The 22,596-nt window shown below is 48.8% G+C and carries 12 protein-coding genes; 8 read left to right on the top strand and 4 right to left on the bottom strand.

Translation table 11 applies throughout. The features are described from left to right. Positions 1 to 205: 205 nt before the first annotated feature. Positions 206 to 505 (bottom strand): hypothetical protein, encoded by a 300-nt coding sequence (locus IQ270_RS17655; protein ID WP_193974458.1) that lies wholly within the window; start codon positions 503 to 505, stop codon positions 206 to 208. 455 nt (positions 506 to 960) lie between these two features. Here IQ270_RS17655 and IQ270_RS17660 point away from each other — a divergent pair, with 455 nt between their 5' ends. The 3 genes from IQ270_RS17660 to IQ270_RS17670 all read left to right on the top strand — a co-directional run bounded on the left by IQ270_RS17660 (position 961) and on the right by IQ270_RS17670 (position 13,878). After that, positions 961 to 4,338 carry a non-ribosomal peptide synthetase gene (locus tag IQ270_RS17660; protein ID WP_193974459.1) on the top strand — a complete coding sequence of 1,126 codons (3,378 nt, stop codon included), beginning with the start codon at positions 961 to 963 and terminating at the stop codon, positions 4,336 to 4,338. A 198-nt stretch (positions 4,339 to 4,536) separates the two neighbouring features. Then, complete coding sequence (locus IQ270_RS17665) at positions 4,537 to 9,600, top strand: type I polyketide synthase (protein ID WP_193974460.1); 5,064 nt, start codon at positions 4,537 to 4,539, stop codon at positions 9,598 to 9,600. Positions 9,601 to 9,783: 183 nt separating this feature from the next. After that, entirely contained in the window at positions 9,784 to 13,878 is a 4,095-nt protein-coding gene (locus tag IQ270_RS17670) for a non-ribosomal peptide synthetase (protein WP_228056465.1), read from the top strand. A gap of 283 nt (positions 13,879 to 14,161) precedes the next feature. Here IQ270_RS17670 and cobS read toward each other — a convergent pair whose 3' ends face one another. Next, positions 14,162 to 14,959, bottom strand: a complete 798-nt coding sequence (gene cobS / locus IQ270_RS17675) for an adenosylcobinamide-GDP ribazoletransferase (protein WP_193974461.1) — start codon at positions 14,957 to 14,959, stop codon at positions 14,162 to 14,164. Positions 14,960 to 15,221: 262 nt separating this feature from the next. Between cobS and IQ270_RS17680 the strand changes: the two genes are divergently transcribed. The 4 genes from IQ270_RS17680 (at position 15,222) to IQ270_RS17695 (ending at position 17,949) form a co-directional block, all read left to right on the top strand. Further along, the gene (locus IQ270_RS17680; protein ID WP_193974462.1) at positions 15,222 to 15,671 is read left to right on the top strand and encodes a hypothetical protein; all 450 of its coding nucleotides are present in this window, start codon (positions 15,222 to 15,224) and stop codon (positions 15,669 to 15,671) included. Between the two features lie 221 nt (positions 15,672 to 15,892). Beyond that, positions 15,893 to 17,023, top strand: coding sequence for a tRNA guanosine(34) transglycosylase Tgt (gene tgt, locus IQ270_RS17685; protein ID WP_193974467.1), 1,131 nt, complete (start codon positions 15,893 to 15,895; stop codon positions 17,021 to 17,023). 60 nt (positions 17,024 to 17,083) lie between these two features. Beyond that, entirely contained in the window at positions 17,084 to 17,221 is a 138-nt protein-coding gene (locus IQ270_RS17690; protein WP_068815178.1) for a photosystem II reaction center protein K, read from the top strand. 200 nt (positions 17,222 to 17,421) lie between these two features. Further along, positions 17,422 to 17,949, top strand: a complete 528-nt coding sequence (locus IQ270_RS17695; RefSeq protein WP_193974463.1) for a hypothetical protein — start codon at positions 17,422 to 17,424, stop codon at positions 17,947 to 17,949. A gap of 898 nt (positions 17,950 to 18,847) precedes the next feature. Here IQ270_RS17695 and IQ270_RS17700 read toward each other — a convergent pair. Further along, a complete protein-coding gene (locus tag IQ270_RS17700) occupies positions 18,848 to 21,034 on the bottom strand; it encodes a ShlB/FhaC/HecB family hemolysin secretion/activation protein (RefSeq protein WP_193974464.1) in 2,187 nt (728 codons plus the stop codon). A 75-nt stretch (positions 21,035 to 21,109) separates the two neighbouring features. On the opposite strand from IQ270_RS17700, the gene IQ270_RS31965 reads away from it, so the two are divergent. Then, the gene (locus tag IQ270_RS31965; protein WP_255532459.1) at positions 21,110 to 21,244 is read left to right on the top strand and encodes a hypothetical protein; all 135 of its coding nucleotides are present in this window, start codon (positions 21,110 to 21,112) and stop codon (positions 21,242 to 21,244) included. 102 nt (positions 21,245 to 21,346) lie between these two features. On the opposite strand, the gene IQ270_RS17705 is transcribed toward IQ270_RS31965, so the two are convergent. Beyond that, positions 21,347 to 22,357, bottom strand: a complete 1,011-nt coding sequence (locus tag IQ270_RS17705) for a protochlorophyllide reductase (RefSeq protein ID WP_193974465.1) — start codon at positions 22,355 to 22,357, stop codon at positions 21,347 to 21,349. Between the last annotated feature and the right edge of the window lie 239 nt (positions 22,358 to 22,596).

Genomic DNA, 22,596 nt, shown 5'->3' on the forward strand with positions numbered 1-22,596 from the left:
CAAGTCTGACGCACCCTACCGCAACAATTTCTGTTCGCACCTGGGAATAAACGGTGCGTCAGAATGATACTTTCGCTGCTGATTGAGATTTTCAAGTCTGACGCACCCTACCGCAACAATTAACTTGAGTCCTCATCAAAGGAGAGAGGACTGAAGTCCGAACGATCGAACCTATTTAATTGTGGTGGTGACTGTGGACAGGATATTAATGCTGCAGCAGGTGCGATAAGCTTTCTACAGTATGACCGATCGCACTTGCAGCAGTTTCACAAGCGGTGACTTCGGCGGCGCAGTGACTGGCGTGGAGTGCGTTTTCGACTGTTTTTGCTCCACAGTCGATCGCGCCGTCAGCTACAAAACCATTAGCTTCGTACTGCCCCATTTCAGCTTGCATCTTCCCGTTAAACTCAGATTGATTCTGCCCCCAGTTGCGGACTGTTTGCACGATCTCGACACCAGCCCAAACCAACATTCCCAGGACGATCGCACCAATCAAATATCCCATAGCTTTATTTAAAAGTTGAACTTTGCTGTACCCAATTTAGCGCGGCGATTGCTAGCAAGCAGGATGAAAATCCTTGCTGTTGAGTGCGGATTTCCGCCTATTATACCGCCAGGAAGAAGCTCTGAGTTGTCCTCGATGGAAGTCAAAAGCAAGTCGATCGCCAACAGAATATTAAGCAATTGTAATATTTACACGCTGGGGAATTACACGGTTGCTGAACGGGAAATGCTATGAGGCGGCGCTATCGGTATAAATGTATCTGTGATACTTTACATGGCGGTAGAGTTTAAGTTAACATCGGCTGAGACGAGAAATATTACAGCCAAAAACACAATGTTCTGATGTACAGTAGCGATGGTTCAATCGTGCTTTGGCATGAATTAGTTAATTGAAAAAGTCTTAAAAATATCGCTACAGTTGGTCAAAATTATTTTCATCAATACTTGTAGATAAATATGTTATTTCCAGCAGCCGATCGCCCGCAATCCGTAACACCTGATAGTGAATATGCCGATCGACTTTCACCGATACAGCAAGGGATGCTGTTCGACAGTCTTTCAGCCCAACAGTCAGGAGTAGATATCGAACAGGTAGTCTGTACCCTCTGCGAAAAGTTGAATGTGGCAGAGTTTGTGCAAGCTTGGCGGCAAATAGTCGATCAATATCCAATTTTGAGAACGAGTTTTTGTTGGTTCGATCGAGAAGTGCCGGTGCAAACGGTACACCCACAAGTTGAAGTGCCAATTGTTGACGAAGACTGGCGCAATTTGTCTGAGGGCGATCGCACAAACCAACTCGCAGCTTATTTGCAAGCCGATCGCCTGCAAGGATTTGACCTCAGTCAACCCCCGCTGATGCGTTTGGCTTTGTTCCACATTGCAGAAACAGAGTACAAACTAATCTGGACTTATCACCACATTTTGCTCGACAGTACCTCAGCAATAACTGTTTTGCAAGCAGTTTTTAGTTTGTACGAATCTCTGGCGGGCGATGGAAAATTAGAATTAAAACTGCCTAGGTGCGATCGAGATTGCATCGAGTGGATGCAGCAAGACATCTCGAAAGCAGAAACATTTTGGAGACAATACTTAAGCGGTTTCAGCGCTCCTACTCCTTTGGTTGGCGATGTTTCCAGGGCGACAAAGATGCCCGCCCCAGCAGAAAAATCATCAGTTGTGGAACAGGCATATTGCCTGTCCCTGACAACGCCAGAAATCCGACTTTCTAGCACTGTTACAGCAGCATTAAACTCCCTAATCAAAGAACACCAAATCACTCTCAATACCCTACTGCAAGGAGCGTGGTCTGTACTTTTGAGCCGCTGTTCCGGTTTGGAAGATGTAGTATTTGGCTCTATTTTTAACAGAAGATCGCAAGCTGTAGAAAACGATGAATCTGCCGTAGGATTATTTATAAATACCCTGCCGTTACGGGTGATTGTATCTCCCGATTTGGCAGCTATAGACTGGCTAAAACAACTGCAAAATCAATGGACTGCATTGCAAGAACACGGTAACGTGCCGCTGGCAACAACTCAAGAATGGAGCGAAATTCCCCGCAGCACAGCTTTGTTTGAAAGCTTGGTAGTAGTTGAAAAAACTCCGATAAATGCAGCTTTGCAATCTCTAGGCGACAACTGGAAACACCGAGAATTTCAACTTTTAGAACAGACGAGTTTTCCCCTAACAGTTTACGGATATGGCGGAGACGAATTGCTGCTGAAAATTGCGGGCGATCGCGATCGGTTCGATCCGAGATCCATTACCCGAATGTTGGGACACCTGCAAACTTTGCTAGAAAGTATCGCCGCCAATCCCCAGCAGAAAATCGGCAAATTGTCAATGCTGACAGCAGCCGAACTTGCTCAATTGCAGCAGTGGAATCAAACTGAGGCAAATTATCCGCAAGACAAATGCGTCCACCAATTATTTGAAGCGCAAGTCGAGAGATTTCCCGATGCGATTGCTGCCATTTTTCCCCACAAGTCCCAACAGCAACTCACCTACCGCGAACTCAATTCCCAAGCCAATCAACTCGCTCATTACTTGCAGAAATTAGGCGTTGGGCCAGATGTTTTAGTTGCTATTTGCATGGAACGTTCCTTAGAAATGGCGATCGCAGTTTTAGGCATTCTTAAAGCAGGTGGGGCCTACGTGCCGATCGATCCAGCCTACCCCAAAGAACGGCTGACTTTCATGTTAGGCGACACCCAAACTCCGGTTATACTCACACAGTCTCACTTAGTTTCAAGTTTGCCAGAACATCAAGCCCGCACCGTTTGTTTGGACTCAAACTGGCAAGATATCGCCGATTGCAGCACGGAAAACCCAGCTAGCAGCGTCTCGCCCGAAAACTTAACATATACAATATATACATCCGGCTCCACGGGCAAACCCAAAGGAGTGCTCCTCCCCCACCGCGCCCTAGTCAACCTAATTGCGTGGCAACTGCAAAACTCCACCCTCGAAGGCGGGGCTAAAACATTGCAATTTGCCTCTCTCAGCTTCGATGTCTCATTTCAAGAAATGTTTTGTACTTGGTGCAGCGGCGGTACTCTCGTTTTCATCACCGAAGAAATCCGGCGAGATGCCCAAAGTTTGTTGCAGCTAATCGAGAGAGAAAAAATTCAAAGATTGTTTCTCCCTTTCATCGCCCTGCAACACTTAGCCGAAGCTGCCGATACCTACAAACTAGTACCAAAATCGCTGCGCGAAGTAGTTACCGCCGGCGAACAGTTGCAAGTCAATCGTTATATAACCAGTTTCTTTCAGCAGCTAGAAAATTGTACGCTGCACAATCAATACGGCCCATCCGAGAGTCATGTCGTTACAGCTTATACCCTCAGCGGCCCGCCGGAAAATTGGCCAGCACTACCTGCGATCGGCCGCCCTCTTGCCAACACGCAGATATATTTGTTACACCAGAATGGTGAGCCTGTACCGATAGGCGTACCGGGGGAACTGCACATCGGGGGCATCTGTTTGGCGCGGGGCTACCTCAACCGCCCGGAGTTGACTGCTGAAAAATTTATTTCTAATCCTCTTAAACACAGTGAAATACCCGCCACCGTCGAACAGGAATCAGATTTTTCTCTTCTGCCTTCAGAAGATCGGCTTTACAAAACCGGAGATTTAGCCCGCTACCTGCCCGACGGTAACATTGAGTACATCGGGCGGATTGACGGGCAAGTCAAAATTCGGGGCTTCCGCATTGAGTTGGGAGAAATCGAAACTGCACTGGCAAAACATCCGGCAATTAAACAAGCTGTGGTGCTAGCACGGGAAGACTCGCCGGGAGACAAACGATTGGTAGCTTATCTAGCAGTCAATTCGCAGGAGGAATTGGCAACAGCCGAACTCCGCGCCTACTTGCAAGGGCGACTCCCAGATTACATGGTGCCTGCGGTGTTTGTGACTGTGGAAACCATGCCGAAGACACCCAGCGGAAAAATTGACCGCCGCGCCCTGCCTGTCCCCGAACCACAGCGACAAGAACAGTCGCAGAGTTATGCGGCACCGCAAACCGAGTTGGAGCGAGTGTTAGCGGGTGTTTGGTCTAAGTTGCTGAAGATCGATCGGGCGGGAATTCACGACAATTTCTTCGAGATTGGAGGGAATTCTCTGATGACTCTGCAAGTTGTCGTGCAAGTGCGGACTCTATTAGGTATGGACTTGCCAGTGGTGAAATTGTTCCAGCATCCGACGATCGCCCAATTGGCAAATTTTTTAGATCGGGGACAGAGTGCGAAGGAACCCCCCAACAAAATTCAAGACAGGGCCGATCGACAAAAAGCTGCTTTTAATCGATCAAAACAATTCACTAAACGACGTTAGTCAGTAGTCATTAGACATCTGGCAAAAACAATCTCAAGCTGTTCTATAGATTTAGGTGTGAAGCATTTGGGCGACAATTTATGCCGAAAACTTACAGATTTTATGTCCAAATGCTTCACTCTCCCCGCCTGCTGCGATCGATCGCTCCTGGCCTAATTTCTTTGTTTGAAGTTGAATTAAATAAATTTAACCTAACTTATGACTGATACAACTGATTCCCAAGAAAACTCAGAACTTGAAGGCATTGCGATTATCGGGATGGCTGGCCGCTTTCCCGGTGCTGCAAACATCGAAGAATTGTGGCAGAATTTGTGCGGCGGAGTCGAGTCTACAACGTTGTTCAGCGACGCGGAACTAGACCTCAGCATTGACCCCAATCTCAGACAAGATCCAAATTACGTCAAAGCTAGAGGCATTATTGACGGGGCCGATCGCTTTGATGCAGCATTTTTTGGGGTGAGTCCCCGCGAAGCCGAAATTACCGATCCGCAGCAGCGAGTATTCTTAGAAATAGCTTGGGCTGCCTTAGAAAACGCGGGCTGCGATCCAAATACTTTCAACGGCTCGATCGGAGTTTACGCCGGCACGGGCAACAATACCTATTTTCCCAACAACATCGCCGGACGATCGGATGTAATTTCCCGCGCGGGCGAGTTTCAGGTAATGGTAGGAAATGAAAAAGATTACATCGCTACCCGCACTTCCTACAAACTCAATCTCAAAGGGCCCAGCGTTAGCGTCCATACGGCTTGCTCTACATCATTAGTTGCAGTTTGTCAAGCTTTTTATGCTTTGATGAGCTATCAATGCGATTTAGCTTTGGCGGGCGGGATATCAATTACAACTCCCCAAAATAGCGGTTATTTGTATCAAGAAGGAGGGATGTTTTCGGGCGACGGACACTGCAAACCTTTCGACGAAGCGGCCCAAGGAACTGTTTTTGGCAACGCTGCTGGGGCTGTGGTACTCAAGCGTTTGGAAGAGGCGAGATCGGACAGGGATACAATCTATGCCGTAATTCGCGGAGTCGGGCTCAATAACGACGGGGCGGCCAAAGTCAGCTTTGCAGCGCCCAGCGTAGACGGACAAGCAGAGGCGATCGCGATGGCCCAGGCGATGGCCGGCATCGATCCCGAAACGATATCCTACGTCGAAACCCACGGCACGGCAACTCCCCTGGGCGATCCGATCGAAATAGCAGCACTGACTCAGGCTTTTTCCTTGAAAACCTCAGCCAAACAATTTTGCGCGATCGGCTCCATCAAAAGCAACTTCGGACACACGATCGCCGCCGCCGGAGTCACGGGGCTGATTAAAACAGCTTTAGCCCTCAAACACCAGCAAATACCCGCTACCCTTCACTACGAAACACCAAATCCCGCGATCGACTTTGCCAACAGCCCCTTCTACGTCAACGCCGAACTCTCGGAATGGAAAGCAGGTAAAACGCCCAGAAGAGCCGGAGTTAGCTCGTTTGGCGTGGGTGGCACCAACGCTCACGTCGTCCTCGAAGAAGCGCCCGCGCTGGAACCTTCGAGCTTTTCTCGCCCGCGACAGTTGCTGCTGTTGTCGGCAAAAACAGCATCCGCTTTGGACTCCGCTACCGCAAATTTGCGATCGCACCTCGCCCAAAATTCAGAAATCGATCTCGCCGATGTTGCTTACACCCTGCAAACCGGGCGGCAAGCCTTCAATTACCGACGTTTTGCTGTTTGTAGCGATCGCACCGATGCCGTGCAGCTACTCGAATCCTTGCCACCGTTGCGTACAGCAACCCGCTGCGCCGAAGCGAGAAATCCGGCGGTAATCTTCATGTTTCCCGGACAAGGAGCGCAATACGTCAATATGGGCTTGAATTTGTACGAATCTGAGCCAGTATTCCGCTCCACGGTCGATCGATGCGCCGAAATTTTGCAGCCGCACCTCGATCGAGATTTGCGAAAAGTGCTGTATCCCGGTAGCGATGAAGCGACAGCCGCCGAATCTCTCCGCCAAACTTTCCTGACTCAGCCTGCGATATTTACCGTAGAATACGCGCTGGCCAAGCTGTGGGAAAGTTGGGGCGTTATTCCCCAAGGTGCGATCGGACACAGCATCGGCGAATTTGTAGCGGCAACGATCGCAGGCGTGTTTTCCCTCGAAGATGCGCTGATGCTAGTGGCTGCGAGGGGGCGCTTGATGCAAGATTTGCCCGGTGGTTCCATGCTGTCGGTACGGTTGCCGGCGGCGCAAGTCGAAGGGCGATTGAGTGGGGATTTGGCAGTGGCGGCGGTGAATGCGCCGGATTTGTGCGTGGTTTCTGGGCCGACAGAGGCGATCGCACTTTTTGAACAGCAATTAGCCAGCGAAAAGATTGTTTGCAAACACCTGCACACTTCCCACGCTTTCCATTCCCCGATGGTAGATTCGATCGTCGAACCATTCGCTGAATGCGTCAAAAAAGTCAAGTTATCGCCGCCAACCATCCCGTTTGTTTCCACTGTAACTGCTAGTTGGATCACCGCAGAACAAGCAACAGAGCCGATGTATTGGGCGCGGCATTTGCGAGCGACAGTGCGTTTTGCTGACGGGATAAAAGAACTGTGGCAAGACCCAAATCGGATTCTTTTGGAAGTTGGGCCGAGAACAACGGCTGCTACTTTAGCTCGCAAACAATCAAAGGATTTGAAACAGCAAGTCGCGATTTCTTCACTCAGCGACAATGCCGAAAATCAAGCTGAATGGAGTGCTTTGTTAAGCGCGATCGGACAGCTTTGGCTTTGTGGAGTATCGATCGACTGGCAGAGTTTTTATCAAGAAGAAACGCGCGATCGCATTCCATTGCCGACTTATCCTTTCGAGAGCAAGCGCTTCTGGATCGAACCGATGAGGGGAGAGGGGGAGAATTTCCAATTACCGATTCCCGATTCCCAATTCCCAATTCCCAACAGTCAACAGTCAACAGTTAACAGTCAACACTCAACAGTCAACAATCAACTACAAATGCCAAATTTACAAGTAGAAACCAAACCCGATCGCAAGTACAGACTCATCCCGAAAATCAAAAACATCCTCGAAGAAACTTCTGGCGAAGATTTAGACAGTGTTGACGAGGATTTAACTTTCCTGGAAATGGGTTTAGACTCTCTGTCTTTAACTCAAGTAGCGCTGAATTTGCAAAAAGAATTTAGCATCAAAATTACCTTCCGCCAGCTATTAGAAACTTTCCCGACTCTCAGCACTTTATCTGAATTTATCGATGGCAATCTGCCGCCGGAGGTTTTGCCTGCAACTCCTGCCGTTTTGCAAGTCGCGCCCTCACCAGAACCCGCACCGATGGCATCAAATGCAGTCCCTGTTGCAGTCAGCGCGCCTGCAAATCCTTTGCCCCATCCCATTAGCCCCGTGCCTGCCCCAATTGCGACCCAAATAGCGATTCCCGTACAGTCTGGCAATCTCGAATACCTGATCGGCCAGCAGTTGCAGATTATGTCGCGCCAGCTAGAACTGTTGGGGGGCGCTGGTTTGGTTCCTGCACAGCCGGCACCGACAACTAACGGTAGGGGCAGTGCCCCCGTGCCTGCCCCCTCGCAGCCGATCGCACCAGTTCCAAATATCCCCCAATCCCAGAATAACGGCAGCGCGATCGCACCAACAGCAGCACCAATAGCAGCACCATCCACCGAACCCACCGAACCCAAAAAAGTATTTGGGGCTGCCGCCCGCATCGACACATCCGATCGCGGTGGCTTAACTGCATCGCAAGCAACATATTTAGAAGCGTTTGTCAATAAATACACGACGCGCACTCAAAAATCCAAACAGTACGCCCAGAAACACCGCCACCACCTCGCCGATCCGCGAGTAGTTTCGGGGTTTAACCGCACGATGAAAGAATTGGTTTATCCGATCGTGACGGTGCGATCGTCCGGTTCCAAACTTTGGGATGAAGACGGTAACGAGTATGTGGATTTAACCAACGGTTTCGGGTCGAACTTTTTCGGATATTCAGCGCCATTTATCACAGAAGCGATCGCCGCCCAAATGCAATTAGGCTTTGAAATCGGGCCACAAACACCGCTAGCCGGGGAAGTTGCCGAGCTCGTGTGCGAAATGACCAAACACGATCGCGTCGCCTTCTGCAATACCGGTTCTGAAGCTGTTTTGGGCGCAATGCGAATCGCCCGCACCGTCACCGGCAACAATACGATCGTCATGTTTACCGGAGACTATCACGGAAATTTCGACGAAGTAATCGTGCGCGGAACTAAGAAATTGCGATCGCTCCCCGCAGCCCCCGGAGTTCCGCAATCCGCCGTTGACAATACCCTGATCCTCGACTACGGCGAACCCGAATCCCTGGAAATCCTCAAAGCACGGGCGGGCGAATTTGCAGCCATCATGGTAGAACCCGTACAGAGTCGCCGTCCCGACTTGCAACCGCGAGAATTCCTCCACGAAGTGCGACGAATTACCGAACAAGCCGGTTGCGCCTTCATTATGGACGAAGTGATTACCGGATTCCGAGTAGCACCGGGCGGCGCCCAAGAATATTTCGGCGTACAAGCAGATATCGGCACCTACGGCAAAGTTGTCGGTGGCGGAATGCCGATCGGGGTAATTGCGGGCAAATCGGCTTGGATGGACGCATTAGACGGCGGATTATGGCAATTCGGAGACGACTCTTTCCCACAAGTAGGCGTTACCTATTTTGCCGGAACTTTTGTGCGCCACCCGCTGACTTTAGCAGCAGCCAAAGCATCCCTCGAATACTTGAAACGGGGCGGCGCTTCCTTGCAGCGCGAGCTCAATGCCAAAACTGACAAATTAGTTGCAGAATTGAACGCAATATTCGATCGCCAACAAGCACCTTTTGCAGTGAAAAACTTCGGTTCATTGTTCAAAATCACCTACCCGCAAGAGTTTCTGCATGGAGAATTGCTGTTCTATATGCTGCGAGAAAAAGGCATTCACATTTGGGATCACCGCCCGTGTTTTTTGACGCTAGCGCATTCCGAAACAGATATTGCTTTTATCAAAGAAGCATTTAAGCAAAGTATTGCCGAATTGCAGTCAGCCAGATTTTTAGCCAGTGGATCCGGGGAAACTGTGAGGGCGATGGATTTGCATCAAAACGGATCGAAATCGTCAACTGCCTTCGCAAACAATGCTCCCCTACCCGGTGCCAAATTAGGGCGAGATTCCGACGGAAAGCCAGCTTGGTACATCGAAGATCCAGAGCGATCGGGCAAACATTTACAAGTAGGAGAAAGCTTATCTTAAGATTTAACATCTCAAATATCTAACCACAGAAAACGCAGAGAAATCAGAGAAAGAAGAGAGAAATTCGAGCGAGCTGACTGTACTGGATTTGACATTACCACAAGACCTCTCTTCCCTCTTCCCTCTGCGCCAAGAGCGCCCTCTGCGGTAAAAAAAAGTATCCGATTTTTCACCTGTTAACTAATGATAAAAACAATTGCTGATTTACCACCAAAACTAACCGCTGTAGACTTCGATCCTTTCGCAGGCGGAGAACTTTTTGCTTGCGTACCCGCGACAGAAGCGCAAAAGGAAATCTGGATTGCCGTGCAAATGGGAAACGAGGCAAATTGTGCTTACAATGAGTCGATTTGTCTGCGATTGCAAGGAAATCTCGATGTTGAATCTCTCCGTTTTTCAATTGAGGAATTGGTGCAGCGACACGAGGCGCTACGATCGACATTTAGCCCTAACGGATCGACTCTTTGCATTTCGTCGTCCATCGCACTCGATATTCCGACGATCGACTTGTCAATTTTGGACGATCGCGCTCGCGAATCCAAGCTAGCATATTTACGCCGCGAAGAAGTCGATCGACCTTTCAATTTAGTCTGCGGGCCGCTGTTTCGCAGTCAAATTATTAAGCTGGAAGAACAGGAACATATAATTATTCTTACCGGACATCACATCATTTGCGATGGCTGGTCTTGGGGCATCTTATTCCCGGATTTAGGGGAAATTTATTCTGCCAAAAATCAAGGCATTGCGGCCAATCTTCCCCAACCAGAAAGCTTTATAGAATACGCAGTTTTACAAGAAGAACAAGCAACAATTCCCGAAGTGATTGATGCCCAAAAGTATTGGTTAAACCAGTTCTCAGGCACAATTCCGGTGGTGGATTTGCCGACAGACAGACAGCGGCCTGCTTTGAGAACTTACAATGGCGCGCGGGAAGATTGGGAACTCAATTCCGATTTGGTTGCTAATCTCAAACGCCTGGGCAAAAAAGCAGGTTGCAGTTTTTTTACAACTTTGTTTGCTGGCTTTGAAGCTTTTATGTACCGCTTGTGCGGACAAGAGGATTTGGTTGTCGGAATGCCGGCGGCGGGACAGCTTGTTGGGGGCAAAGACAAGCTTGCCGGACACTGTGTCAGCTTGTTGCCGCTGCGTACTCAAATTAACGGCGAACAGTCTTTTCTCGATTATTTGCGATCGCGCCGCACGGCAGTTTTGGATGCGATCGATCGCCAGCAGTTTACCTTCGGTACTCTGGTAAAAACATTAGCAATACCGCGGGATTTCAGCCGCGTTCCCTTAGTTCCTGTAACTTTTAATCTGGACGTGCAGCTTGCGGAAGATCAGCTTAATTTTGATGGTTTTAAAGCTGAAGTTTTCTCGAACCCGAGAACTTGCGAAAACTTTGAATGGGCGGTGAATGCTAGCGAAACAAAAACCAAACTCGTGTTGGAGTGTCAATACAATACTAACTTGTTTGATGCTGCGACAATCCGCAGTCGCATGGCTGAATTTGAGGCGTTGTTGGAGGGAATAGTTGCTAATCCCAATTGCCTGCTGCAAAACTTACCAATTTTGACGGCAGCGGAAGAACAACAGCTATTAGTTGAGTGGAACAATACTCAAACAAATTATCCCGAATCTGCCTGCATTCACCAACTATTTGCAGTTCAAGCAGAGCAAACTCCCGATGCTGTAGCGGTAGTTTTTGGAGAGCAACAATTAACATACAAACAGCTAAATTGTCGCGCCAATCAACTCGCCCATTACTTGCAAACTTTGGGGGCTGGCTCGGAAGTTTTAGTGGGTGTTTGTTTCGATCGATCTCTGGATGCGATCGTCTCGCTGTTAGCTGTTCTCAAAGCAGGCTCGGCTTACCTGCCCTTAGACCCCGCTTATCCCAAAGAGCGGCTGGATTTCATGCTTTCAGATGCCCAAATATCGGTGCTTTTGACTCAACAACATCTAATAGAAAAACTTCCCGAAAACCAAGCAAAAGTAGTTTGTTTGGAGGCTGCGCGGGAGGAAATAAGCGCACAAAGTGAGACAAATCCTGCCAATCTCGCGAATGCGGAAAATCTTGCTTATGTGATGTATACTTCCGGTTCGACGGGCAAACCCAAAGGCGTTTGCGTCGTCCACCGGAGCGTAGTGCGGCTGGTCAAAGACACTAATTATGCCAGCCTCAGCGCCGCAGAAGTCTTTCTGCAACTGGCTCCGATTTCCTTCGACGCTTCGACGCTGGAAATTTGGGGAGCGCTGCTCAACGGGGCGAAATTGGCGATATTCCCTCCCGGTAGCCCGTCTTTGGCAGAGCTGGGAGAGGCAATTCGCTTATACAATGTGACAATTTTGTGGCTGACCGCCGGACTGTTTCACTTGATGGTGGACGAGCGGATTGAGGATTTAAAGGGCCTCGGCCAACTGTTGGCCGGCGGCGACGTTTTATCTGTTCCCCACGTCCAGAAATTGCTGAGAGAGGCTCCAAACTGCAAATTAATTAACGGTTACGGGCCGACGGAAAATACGACTTTTACTTGCTGTTTTACGATCGCCCCTGACAGTCAAATTAGCAATTCGGTGCCGATCGGCAGACCGATCGCCAATACTCAAGTTTACATACTCGATCCCCACTTGCAGCCAGTGCCGATCGGCGTTCCCGGGGAATTGTACGCAGGCGGTGCAGGCTTGGCCAGAGGCTACCTCAACCGCCCGGATTTGACAGCCGAAAGGTTTATTCCAAATCCTTTTATCAACCCAGAAAAAGGATTGGAAAATGCCGAAGAGCGATCGGTTGCCAGCCCTAATTATGATGCAAATCGCCTGTACAAAACCGGAGATTTAGCCCGCTACCTACCCGACGGTAATATCGAATATCTCGGACGCACCGACAATCAAGTAAAAATTCGCGGTTTCCGCATAGAAGTCGCAGAAATTGAAGCAGTATTAGCCGCACATCCAGATATCGCTCAAGTAGCAATTGCAGTTCAGTTAGATGCTTCCGGTAACAAATGTCTGGCAGCTTATGCAGTTCCCCGCCCCGGCAAAATTCTCGTAGCAGCAACCCTGCGGAGTTCCCTGCAACAGAGGCTGCCAGACTACATGATACCCGTTGGCTTTGCGTTCCTCGATACTTTGCCATTGAACGCGAACGGCAAAGTTGACCGCCGCGCTTTGACCACTCAAAAATGGCAATCTGCTAGCGTTGCGCCCGATGAAACAATCGCTGTTGCCCCCCGCGACAAGTTAGAATCGCAGGTGACAGAAATTTGGCAGCAAGTTTTAGGCATCGATTCAATTGGTGTCCGGGACAATTTCTTCGAGGCGGGAGGACATTCGCTGCTAGCAGCGCAGTTGCTAGCAGAAATTGAAAAAGTATTCGGCAAAAAGCTGCCGCTGTCTGCGATTTTCCAATCGCCAACAGTCGAACAATTGGCTGATATTCTCCGCGAACCGGAATGGTCGTCTCCGTCTCCATCAATGGTAGTTATTCAACCGGGGACAGCAAGTTACAAACCTCCTCTGTTTTGCATTCACGTCCTCGGCAGGGGATTAGAATTTTACCGTCCTTTGCTGAATTATTTGGAGCCGTCGCAGGCTATTTTGGGACTGTCAACTCAGATTATGGATGAAAAACTGGCTCCTCCAAATCGCGTTGAGGAATTGGCGGCTTATTACATCAAAGAAATGCAAACTTTTCAGCCATACGGCCCTTATTTTTTGTTAGGAGTATCTTTTGGGGGGACGGTAGCTTTTGAGATGGCGCGGCAACTTGATGCTAAAGGTGAGAAGGTAGCTTTGCTGGGATTGTTGGATACCTACGGCCCGGATGCTGTAAAAAAATTGCCTGAGATTAAGCAGAGTCAACGCACGATGAAAGTTTTACAGCTTACGCCTGGTGTATTTCTGAACAAAGCAAAGAGCAATCTGATCGGGAAAATCGAAAGCCTTACTGAGATTCAGTGGAGAATATTGTGCAAATTTTATCGATCGAGCGGGCGTCCCTTGCCGATTTATCTAGAAAACTTCACTCATCGAGAGCTCAATCAACAGGCATTGAGACAATATGTAGCGGGAGTTTATTCTGGTAAAGCGACTATCTTCAAAGCAGTTGAGAGCGCCATCTTGTTTGGTGCGGATCGTGAATTGGGTTGGAGTGAAGTAGTGAAGGGAGGAATAGAGATTCACGAAATCCATAGCGACCATTTGGGGATGTTAAAAGAGCCCCACGTTCGGATACTGGGGGAAAAATTGCAGGCTGCAGTCGATCGAGCTCGGGCCTAACAGCGGACAATTGACAGCAAAAAACCCGATCGAATACCAATACCCTAAAGTCTGGCAACAATTTGTTATTGGTTATTGGTTATTTGTTATTTGTTATTTGTTATTGGTTATTTGTTGTTTGTTATTTGTTATTGGTTATTTGTTATTTGTTGTTTGTTATTTGTTATTTGTTGTTTGTTGTTTGTTGTTTGTTGTTTGTTGTTTGTTATTTGTTAACAGTTAACAGTTAACAGTTAACAGTTAACAGTTAACAGTCAACAGTCAACAGTCAACAGTCAACAGTTCACCCTTCCAAAGCCGCCAAAAGACACAGCAACAAAGCTTCAGTCCACTCCACTACAGCACCGTAAGTATCGCCCGTGTGGCCGCCCAAACGGTGGTTGAACCAGGCTCCGGCAAAAATTCCGATCGCACTTCCCCCCAAAGCCATCCCTACCGCTAACAGCCACCGATCGCCATCCAAGACAACTTGCAGCACGCTCAAACTCAGCAACAACAGCACTCCCGGAATAAAATCAAAAGGTGAATAAATCGATTCTTTGTGAAAAGCTCCCTTACCCTCGGCCCGGAGATAGGGATAGCGGGCGATCGCCACCAGTTGGCCCCACCTCCCCCAACCCGCCACACCCATCAAAGCCAGCCACCGGTAGTGATTCAAATCCGAAAGAGCGACAGTTTTCAGCAGGACGATCGCGATCGCAGCCATTGCCCCAAAAGCCCCTGTAACGCTGTCCCGCATCACTTCCAGCCTGCGAACCGGGTCGGGTACGGCCAGCCCGTCCGCCGCGTCCATTGCCCCGTCTAGGTGCAGCCCGCCAGTGATGGCAATACCCAAAACTACTACTAATGCCGATCGAGTCAGAGCAGGCATTCCCAACAACTGCAACCCAAGATCCGCCACTCCCAGCATCCCCCCGATCGAAAGCCCGATCGCCGGCGCCAAGCGAGCAATGCCCCGAAACTCCAAAGTCCAAGACACAGGCACCGGCAAACAAGTATAAAAAGCCACTGCGGCGGCAATGGCAGCGCCTTGATTCCGGAAAAAGTCGATCGTAGAGCGAACCAATTTATTATTCACCATAAGATAGAAAGTTTTTCATCTGATATGCAGTTGTCAATCGATTAGCCTGTGCCAGAATTGGAACTGTACAAACACCCTAGTCTTTTGGATCGGGCGTTCCTCCTGTCCGAGCAATTTTCCCCAGAAAACCTCTGCCGGCAGCGCTCCCGAAGATCCCTATCTAAAATGGCTAAACTAAAGATCAGCATTTCCCGCATCCAGAATTCTAGATAACTCGCTGATTTTCAAGACGGGAAAATACTATAACAGAGGCTTTTGCTCCATGAGTTACGACCAATTAAATAACAGGGTAGTTGCTCCTTGCATAATCGATACAGGCATTGTCGTCAACAAGCGCGATATCAAAAGATTGCTGTTTGATTTAGGACGTGTCCGCTACCTTCACATCCAAGATGGCAAGATTTACAGCGAAGGGGAAGGTTATGTGTTCGAAGTCTTCGCCAACCCCCACCGTTCTACCTTGATTGCCAACAATGCGCTTTATTTGAACGTGTATAGTTTTGATTACCTGGAACTGAAACAGTCCCCGGTCGAGGGTGCTTATTTTGACCTGATTCAAGAGGGGCGGCAGTTGCGGTTAATTCCCCTCTCCAATCCTTTGCAAGAGCAAGTAGCCCGGAATTTAAATGCTGCGGCTTTGGATGCCGTTGTCGATCAGGTACTCTCAGGCAATTGGGATCTGCAATTCGATGAGGATGATTCCCCGTTTTAACCATCAGTCAGTGGATTTGAGATTTGAGATTTGAGATTTACTCGCAGCGCCGTGAATCTGGGAGGTAGAACTAAGGTCTAAAATTTTTGCCCTCCACGACAATTGTCGGAAACTTGTCTCCGTTTTTGGGCGGGGTGATGGTTTTTTTGGTCGCGATGTCTACAACAATAGATGTAGATAACACGGACTGGCCAGTAGCGGTTAACGATCGTCGGAGACTAATGACTCAAGACAACGGGAGATTTGCTTTTAAATGTCAGGCTAATTGCAGCCACACCCAAGCGCGTGCAGGAGTTTTTAGCACTCCCCACGGTGTTGTGGAAACGCCAAAGTTTATGCCCGTGGGGACGCTGGCTAATGTCAAAACTTTGACCCCGGCACATCTGGAAGACGCGGGAGCTCAAATGGTTTTGGCGAATACTTATCACTTGCACTTGCAGCCGGGGGAACGAATTGTCGCAGGCGCGGGCGGATTGCACAAATTTATGGCTTGGCCGGGCCCGATTCTGACGGATTCCGGCGGCTTTCAGGTGTTTAGCTTGAGCCAAATGCGGACTATTTCGGAGAATGGGGTGACTTTTCGAGCTCCCCGCGACGGCCGCATCATTAATTTAACGCCGGAAAAATCGATCGAGATTCAGAACGAGTTGGGCGCTGACGTGATTATGGCCTTCGACGAGTGTCCGCCTTACCCCGCTACACGGGACGAGGTAGAGGCAGCGACAAACCGCACTTACCGCTGGCTGCAACGCTGTATGCAGGCTCACTCGCGCCCGGAGCAAGCTTTGTTCGGCATCGTGCAGGGGGGTGTTTTCCCCGATTTGCGATCGCGCGGGGCGAACCAGTTGATAGACTTGGATTTGCCCGGTTATGCCATCGGCGGGGTTAGCGTCGGCGAATCGGGGGATTTGATTGCAGAGATTGTCAGAGTTACTGCGCCCCTGTTACCAGCAAATAAACCCCGTTATTTGATGGGGATTGGCACCTATCGGGAAATGGCGCTGGCGGTGGCGAGTGGCGTAGATATGTTTGACTGCGTGATTCCGACTCGGCTGGGCCGTCACGGCACAGCTTTTGTGCGCGGGGAACGCTGGAATTTGAAAAATGCTCGGTTTCGGGAGGATTTTGCTCCGCTGGATGAGTCTTGTCCTTGCTATACCTGCCAAAAATTCAGTCGGGCTTATTTGGCTCATTTGGCGCGGGCTAAGGAAGCACTCAGCTATACTTTGCTGGCGCTGCACAACGTGACGGAGTTGATTCGCTTTACTGGAAAAATGCGGGAGGCGATTTTGGCCGATCGATTTACAGAAGAGTTTGCCCACTGGCTGACACCAACTGTCGATCGATCATGAGTTCCTTTGGTGAAGATATGCGACAATTATTAAAATTGTGTTGGATAGGTAGGTTGATTCATGGAAGCTGCATTACTTTTAGCAAAACTGCCCGAAGCTTATGCGATCTTTGACCCGCTGGTTAATGTTTTGCCAGTAATTCCCGTGTTTTTCTTGCTGCTGGCTTTTGTTTGGCAAGCGGCTGTCGGGTTCAGATAAGTCGGATTTTAGTAAAAGCAGGGGCTATTGACAAATAGCCCCTGCTTTTAGCTGTTGAGTTTTTGGGTCGATCTGCTTTGCGATTGTTTCGGAACTTAACGGGTGACAACGCACCTATAATGCTTGCTGCATCAGGGATAGGGCCCATAAGCCACGCTGAGCGAGCATGAACTAGCGCTAACTATATTGACAAAGATGGCATGGCTAATCTGGTAATGCTTTGCCTGGAGTGCCACAAAGTTGTTGATGAGCTAGAGGATAAATTTCCTGTCGAGCACATGCAGGAATGGAAGTCATCTCACGAACTGAAGATAAATTCACTCTTTGATTATCCTCAGATTTACAATGAAAGAGAACTACTTGAGCAAGTTAACGAGTTTTTGGTTGAGAATAAAGTTATCTTTGAAGAATATGGTTTTTTCTCAAATCAGGCATTGGAGGGAACCTCGGGTGATGCACTTACCATCTGGCGACGACGCTGCCTAGACACAATTCTTCCAAACAACCAAAGGATAATTGGGTTAATTGAGGCTAATCAGAAAAATTTTCCTGATCCGTGGGAAGTGTATAGGCGAATGATGGGCTACAAACTTGATGTAGATTCCTTTCGAGACAACTGCCTGTTGGAAAAGAAGGTCAACGACTACAAGCTATTTCCTAGAGAATTTGATAACTTTATAAAACAGAGCCTCGGTCTACCTGTAGAAAATAGAGAGAATAGACCCTAAAAAGAGCTTGAATAGAGACAGGCGACAGTTTCAGCCTACATCGAAAAGTTCTTGGCAAACCACTCGTTTATTCAGCGAATGGAGAAACTCAATATAGCCATGTTTGATGTCGAGCTTAAGGATAAGCGCAGCCTTCGAGTATTTGCGACAAATACTTATTTCTTTACCGAATATACGTTTGAATAGATCATGGCGATTGATCCAGGGGTTGATGCAATCATTTGCTCTAACCGCTATGGGAGCTATAGGTGGGAAGCCAAAGCCCTCTGTATCGACCATAAGATCGGCTTATTCACGATTAGGACATTCATGGGTGCCATCCGTAAAAATGGTGATGAGTTCCTGAACTATCTACTACAAGAGGAGAAATCTAGCCGTCTTAGCTGCTTAAAATCTCTGGTTGGTAAAGCCTCAGTTCCTTTAGGTTTTCAATTGTATATATTTGGTTCGTATTTGAGATGAGAAATTTACAAAGATATTGATCTCATTTTGGTCTATCCAGTAGGATCGTCTGAAGGATTGATATTTTCAATAGTAGAGAGCATCAATCAAGCATTTAAAGAAAAATCATCGCAGCTTGATCTAACAGTAGGTTCGGAAGTAGAGTATAAAGCTATGAGTTTTGAAAATGACAACCGTACCAAAATTAGATAATTCAGTAACGTGACAAAACAGCCCAACAACCGCAAGGCACCGGAACTTTGAAGAATGATGGTTACTGACAGAAATTATCTGAGTCGGGTGATTACGAACGTTATGAGTGGTACAAACTCTCGCTGAATAACAATGTTTAATCGTGCGATCGATACCGCCACTTAATCAAATTTGACCCTCAGCGCTAAAGATGAAAGTGTTGGGCGAAACGAAGCGTTCGATCGCACTCAACCCAACCTACAATTTAAAACGCAAAGTAATTAATCCGAAAGTAGAGGCCTTTTTCCTGCAAAGTTCGATCGCCTCCTCGAGCATTTATCAAAGGAATACCGTAGTCGAGACGCACATTCAACCGATCGCCCATTTGCCAAACCAGCCCCAAACCCGCACCCAACAGCGTGTCAGACTCAGAATTTGCTTTTTCCCCCGAATGGTTCCAGCCTACCCCAAAATCGATAAACGGAGCCACCTGCAACAATCCTTTAACTTTCGGGACACGCCAAACAGGGATTCGCACCTCCGCGCTGGCGATCGCACCGCTATCAGTTAACAGCAAATCTTGGCGGTACCCGCGCACGCTTTGAACGCCGCCGATCCCGATTTGTTCAAGAGAAAGCAGCGGGCGATCGGCTAATTGAATGTCGGAACGCACTATCAGCAAGGTTTCCGGCGCTAACAGCCGCACGTACTGCGCTTGTCCGCGCCACGCCAGAAAGCGGCTGTCAGGGCCGCTATTGTTCTCAGTAGCGCCGAACAAATTGGTACCTAGGGAAAACTGCGATCGCGCCGCGATCACTTGTCGAAAATTCCGCTGCACGTATTCCTGAAAAAACCGCACCGCCGACACCCGCGTTTCGCCCCGGTCATTTGCTCCCGCCGACAGCGCAAACGGTTCCCCCAACAGCAATGTATCGCTTTCTTGGCGCGATAAACTTACTCCCGCAGCAAAAGTGCGATCGGGCTTTTCGACAATCGGCTGGCGGTAAGTTAACTCGTAAGTGCGCGATTTACCCTCAATTTCGGCAGCATCGAAAGGTTCCTCAATGATGTTAGTGCTCGCAGCGCCCGCAGCGAACCGAATTGTCCCGTTGCGCGCGTTGACTGGGACTGTGTAGCTGCCGTTAAATTCATTGCTACCGTCGGTGTTAGCATAAGATACCTCCAATCCGTCGCCCAAACCGAGCAAATTTGCTTGATTGACGCGAACACCGCGCCGAAAACTGCCGACGCTGGGCGATCGGTTATTGTCTGCGAACACTTCGCCGCTGAGGCTGTCTGCTTCTTCGATCCGCACTTCCAAACGGCTGTTTTCCGGGCGGCTTCCGGCTTGCAAGTCCGCGGAAATATTGGCAATTAAGGGGTCGAGTTGCAGCAGTTGCAAGGCTTCCAGCAGCCGATCGCGATTTAGCGGCCTTCTGGTAGCCCGTTCGAGGCGCGATCGCACGTAACTTGAATTCAAGCGCCTGTTTCCCGCAATCTTAATTTCATCTAATCCGCCTTCAACAATCCGAATTTTCACCACACCTCCTTCCCTGGGAAAGCTTTGGTTGGCGGGAATTACAGCCCCGGAATTGATGTATCCGGCTGCTACGTATTTTTGAGTGACGGCTGCTTCTGCTGCGATCAGTTCGGCAAAAGTGATGGGGCGCCCCGCAAATTGCTGCGTAACTTCTGCCAGTTCGCGATCGCTAAAAGCAGTGTTGCCCTCAAACTCAAAGCGCAAAACCCGAATTGTACCTGGAATCCCCGGTCTCGCGTCGCCGGGAACAGGTGTTAGCGGGGCTGGTTGGAGGGGAGACGGCGGGGGAGGTTGCGGTGCTGTTGGTGCAGGCAATTCCGGCTCTCTCGGTTGAATTGGGTTGGGCAGTTGCGCCACTTGCAAAGCTTTGATACCCAAATCGGTTTTTTTAAAGTCAATATTTTCTTCTAGCTTTCGAGATCGGTTAAAAAAGTCGGTTTTTTGAGTTTTTTTGCTAAATGTGCGATCAATCTGAGATGTTGCACCATTGTCAATAAGCCTTGTAGGGGCGGGCATCCTGCCCGCACCACAAGAAAACTCACTCTTTGTGGAACAGGCATCTTGCCTGTTGTTGAGAATAGTGTAAGATTTGACATCGGGTTCTATGCCCGCACCACAAGAAAACTCACTCTTTGTAGAACAGGCATCTTGACTGTTGTTGAGAGGTAAATCCGGAGTTTGGGCCGCCACCGAGTGTTCTGAATCAGCAGTTAACTGCGTCTTCTCCTCAGCGGTGGCTAAATCTTCGCGACTGTCAAAATTACTGTCGCCCCCGCTGCTGACTGCTGCCAAATCCTCAACATTTGAGGTTAAAATTTCAACTGTGCTAGCGGATGTTTTTGCTGGTTTTCCCAACCAAATCAACCCAAAAATTCCAGCGAGTAAAAATAGTTTTTGTGAGGGACAAGCCATAGGATCTAATTATTATCTCGCTTAAGTGGGGGAAAATATTTTTAGAAAGTCAGCACCCTCAAGTAAAAATTAATCTTGACAGTAAAAAAAGCAACAGCCGCCTCAGCAAATTGTTTCGCCGACGTTACCAACTCAAAAGTCGATCGACTGCTATTCAATTCCCAAGACTTACACATCAACCGGGTTCAGATCGGAAAAAATATCGTGTAATATAAAATCCGGCGTGGATCGACTCAACCAACCGCGAAGACGCTTGTAGCGCGGGCGAAGCCTTTCTTCGCGCCTACGCGGTTCATTCGATCGTACCACCAGTTATGTTGAACTGTGCTGCCCCGCAGTAGCAGCACCCATTTGAGATGCGTCAGCCAAACCAACCAGCTTAGCGCTCAACTCCCACATCCGAGATCCTTTCTCATCATCCCGCGCCTGCGGAGAAACCTTCTGCACAAAAGATTTGCCATCTTTTTTCTGGCGATTTCCCCAACTCCAATAAGCGCCAGATTGCTTGTATTCAGGATCGGCAACCACCATCGCCAGCCTTTCCCCCGCCAACTCCTGCGACACGTAACCCCCCGTGATATTCTTTTGAAACAGCGGGAACAGCTTCTGAAACAAAGGATAGTGATTGCGGAACAGCGGCGTATCCGCAACGCATCCGGGATACAGCGAAGTGAAATTAATCCCCGTAGATTCGTGAAAGCGGCGGTGCAATTCCCGCATCGTCAGCACGTTGCAAACTTTGCTATCTTTGTAAGCCTTGACAGGTTCAAATTTCTTGCCGTCAACCATCGAAATCGGGTCTTTAAAACCCGCTTCAAAGCCCTCAAAATTTCCTAAATCAGGGCGCGGCGGAATCTTGCCGCCCAACTCGTCAGGATTGTGAGTCACGGTTCCCAAAATCACGATTCTCGCATCGTTATAGTAGGAAGGCTTCATATTTTCCATCATCAAGTTGCACAGCAGGAAATGACCGAGGTGATTTGTAATCATCGTCAACTCGTAACCCTCCGGGCTCCGCAGCGGTTCTTTAATCAAAGGCATATAAATTGCCGCGTTGCACACCAAAGCATCGAGAGGCCTGCCGCTGGCCTTGAATTCCCTCGCAAACCGACGCACGCTTTCCAAATCTCCCAAGTCAATTTGCATAATCGAGAAACTGCCTTGAGGTATGCCCAAATCTTGGGCTGCGTCTCCAGCTTTCCGCACGTCGCGACAGGCCATCACTACGTGCCATCCTTTGTCTGCGAGGGCTTTCGCGCCGTACAAGCCGACGCCGGAGGATGCGCCGGTGATGATAACTGTTGACTTGTGATTTTGTGTCATTTTCTTAAAAATACTTCGATCGCTATTGATTATTTTTGGAGACTCAAAGGCTGAGCTAGCAGCTCGGATGTTTTGAGATGCCCTCAGCTTAATAGGATAGGCCCAAACGTTCTGGATCTCAACTTTCCCGATGGGCGATCGACAAAAGTGCGATCTTAGGAATGAGAATTAAATAACTTACCATTTTTATTGTTCTTGTGGGATGGGCTCTATAGCCCGTCCAGGACGGGCTATAGAGC

Source organism: Microcoleus sp. LEGE 07076 (assembly GCF_015207455.1).
GTDB lineage: Bacteria > Cyanobacteriota > Cyanobacteriia > Cyanobacteriales > Microcoleaceae > Microcoleus.

Coding starts and splice junctions, on each gene's coding strand:
- IQ270_RS17655 (WP_193974458.1), bottom strand. CDS start 505: ATGGGATATTTGATTGGTGCGATCGTCCTGGGAATGTTGGTTTGGGCT.
- IQ270_RS17660 (WP_193974459.1), top strand. CDS start 961: ATGTTATTTCCAGCAGCCGATCGCCCGCAATCCGTAACACCTGATAGT.
- IQ270_RS17665 (WP_193974460.1), top strand. CDS start 4,537: ATGACTGATACAACTGATTCCCAAGAAAACTCAGAACTTGAAGGCATT.
- IQ270_RS17670 (WP_228056465.1), top strand. CDS start 9,784: ATGATAAAAACAATTGCTGATTTACCACCAAAACTAACCGCTGTAGAC.
- cobS (WP_193974461.1), bottom strand. CDS start 14,959: ATGGTGAATAATAAATTGGTTCGCTCTACGATCGACTTTTTCCGGAAT.
- IQ270_RS17680 (WP_193974462.1), top strand. CDS start 15,222: ATGAGTTACGACCAATTAAATAACAGGGTAGTTGCTCCTTGCATAATC.
- tgt (WP_193974467.1), top strand. CDS start 15,893: ATGACTCAAGACAACGGGAGATTTGCTTTTAAATGTCAGGCTAATTGC.
- IQ270_RS17690 (WP_068815178.1), top strand. CDS start 17,084: ATGGAAGCTGCATTACTTTTAGCAAAACTGCCCGAAGCTTATGCGATC.
- IQ270_RS17695 (WP_193974463.1), top strand. CDS start 17,422: ATGGCTAATCTGGTAATGCTTTGCCTGGAGTGCCACAAAGTTGTTGAT.
- IQ270_RS17700 (WP_193974464.1), bottom strand. CDS start 21,034: ATGGCTTGTCCCTCACAAAAACTATTTTTACTCGCTGGAATTTTTGGG.
- IQ270_RS17705 (WP_193974465.1), bottom strand. CDS start 22,357: ATGACACAAAATCACAAGTCAACAGTTATCATCACCGGCGCATCCTCC.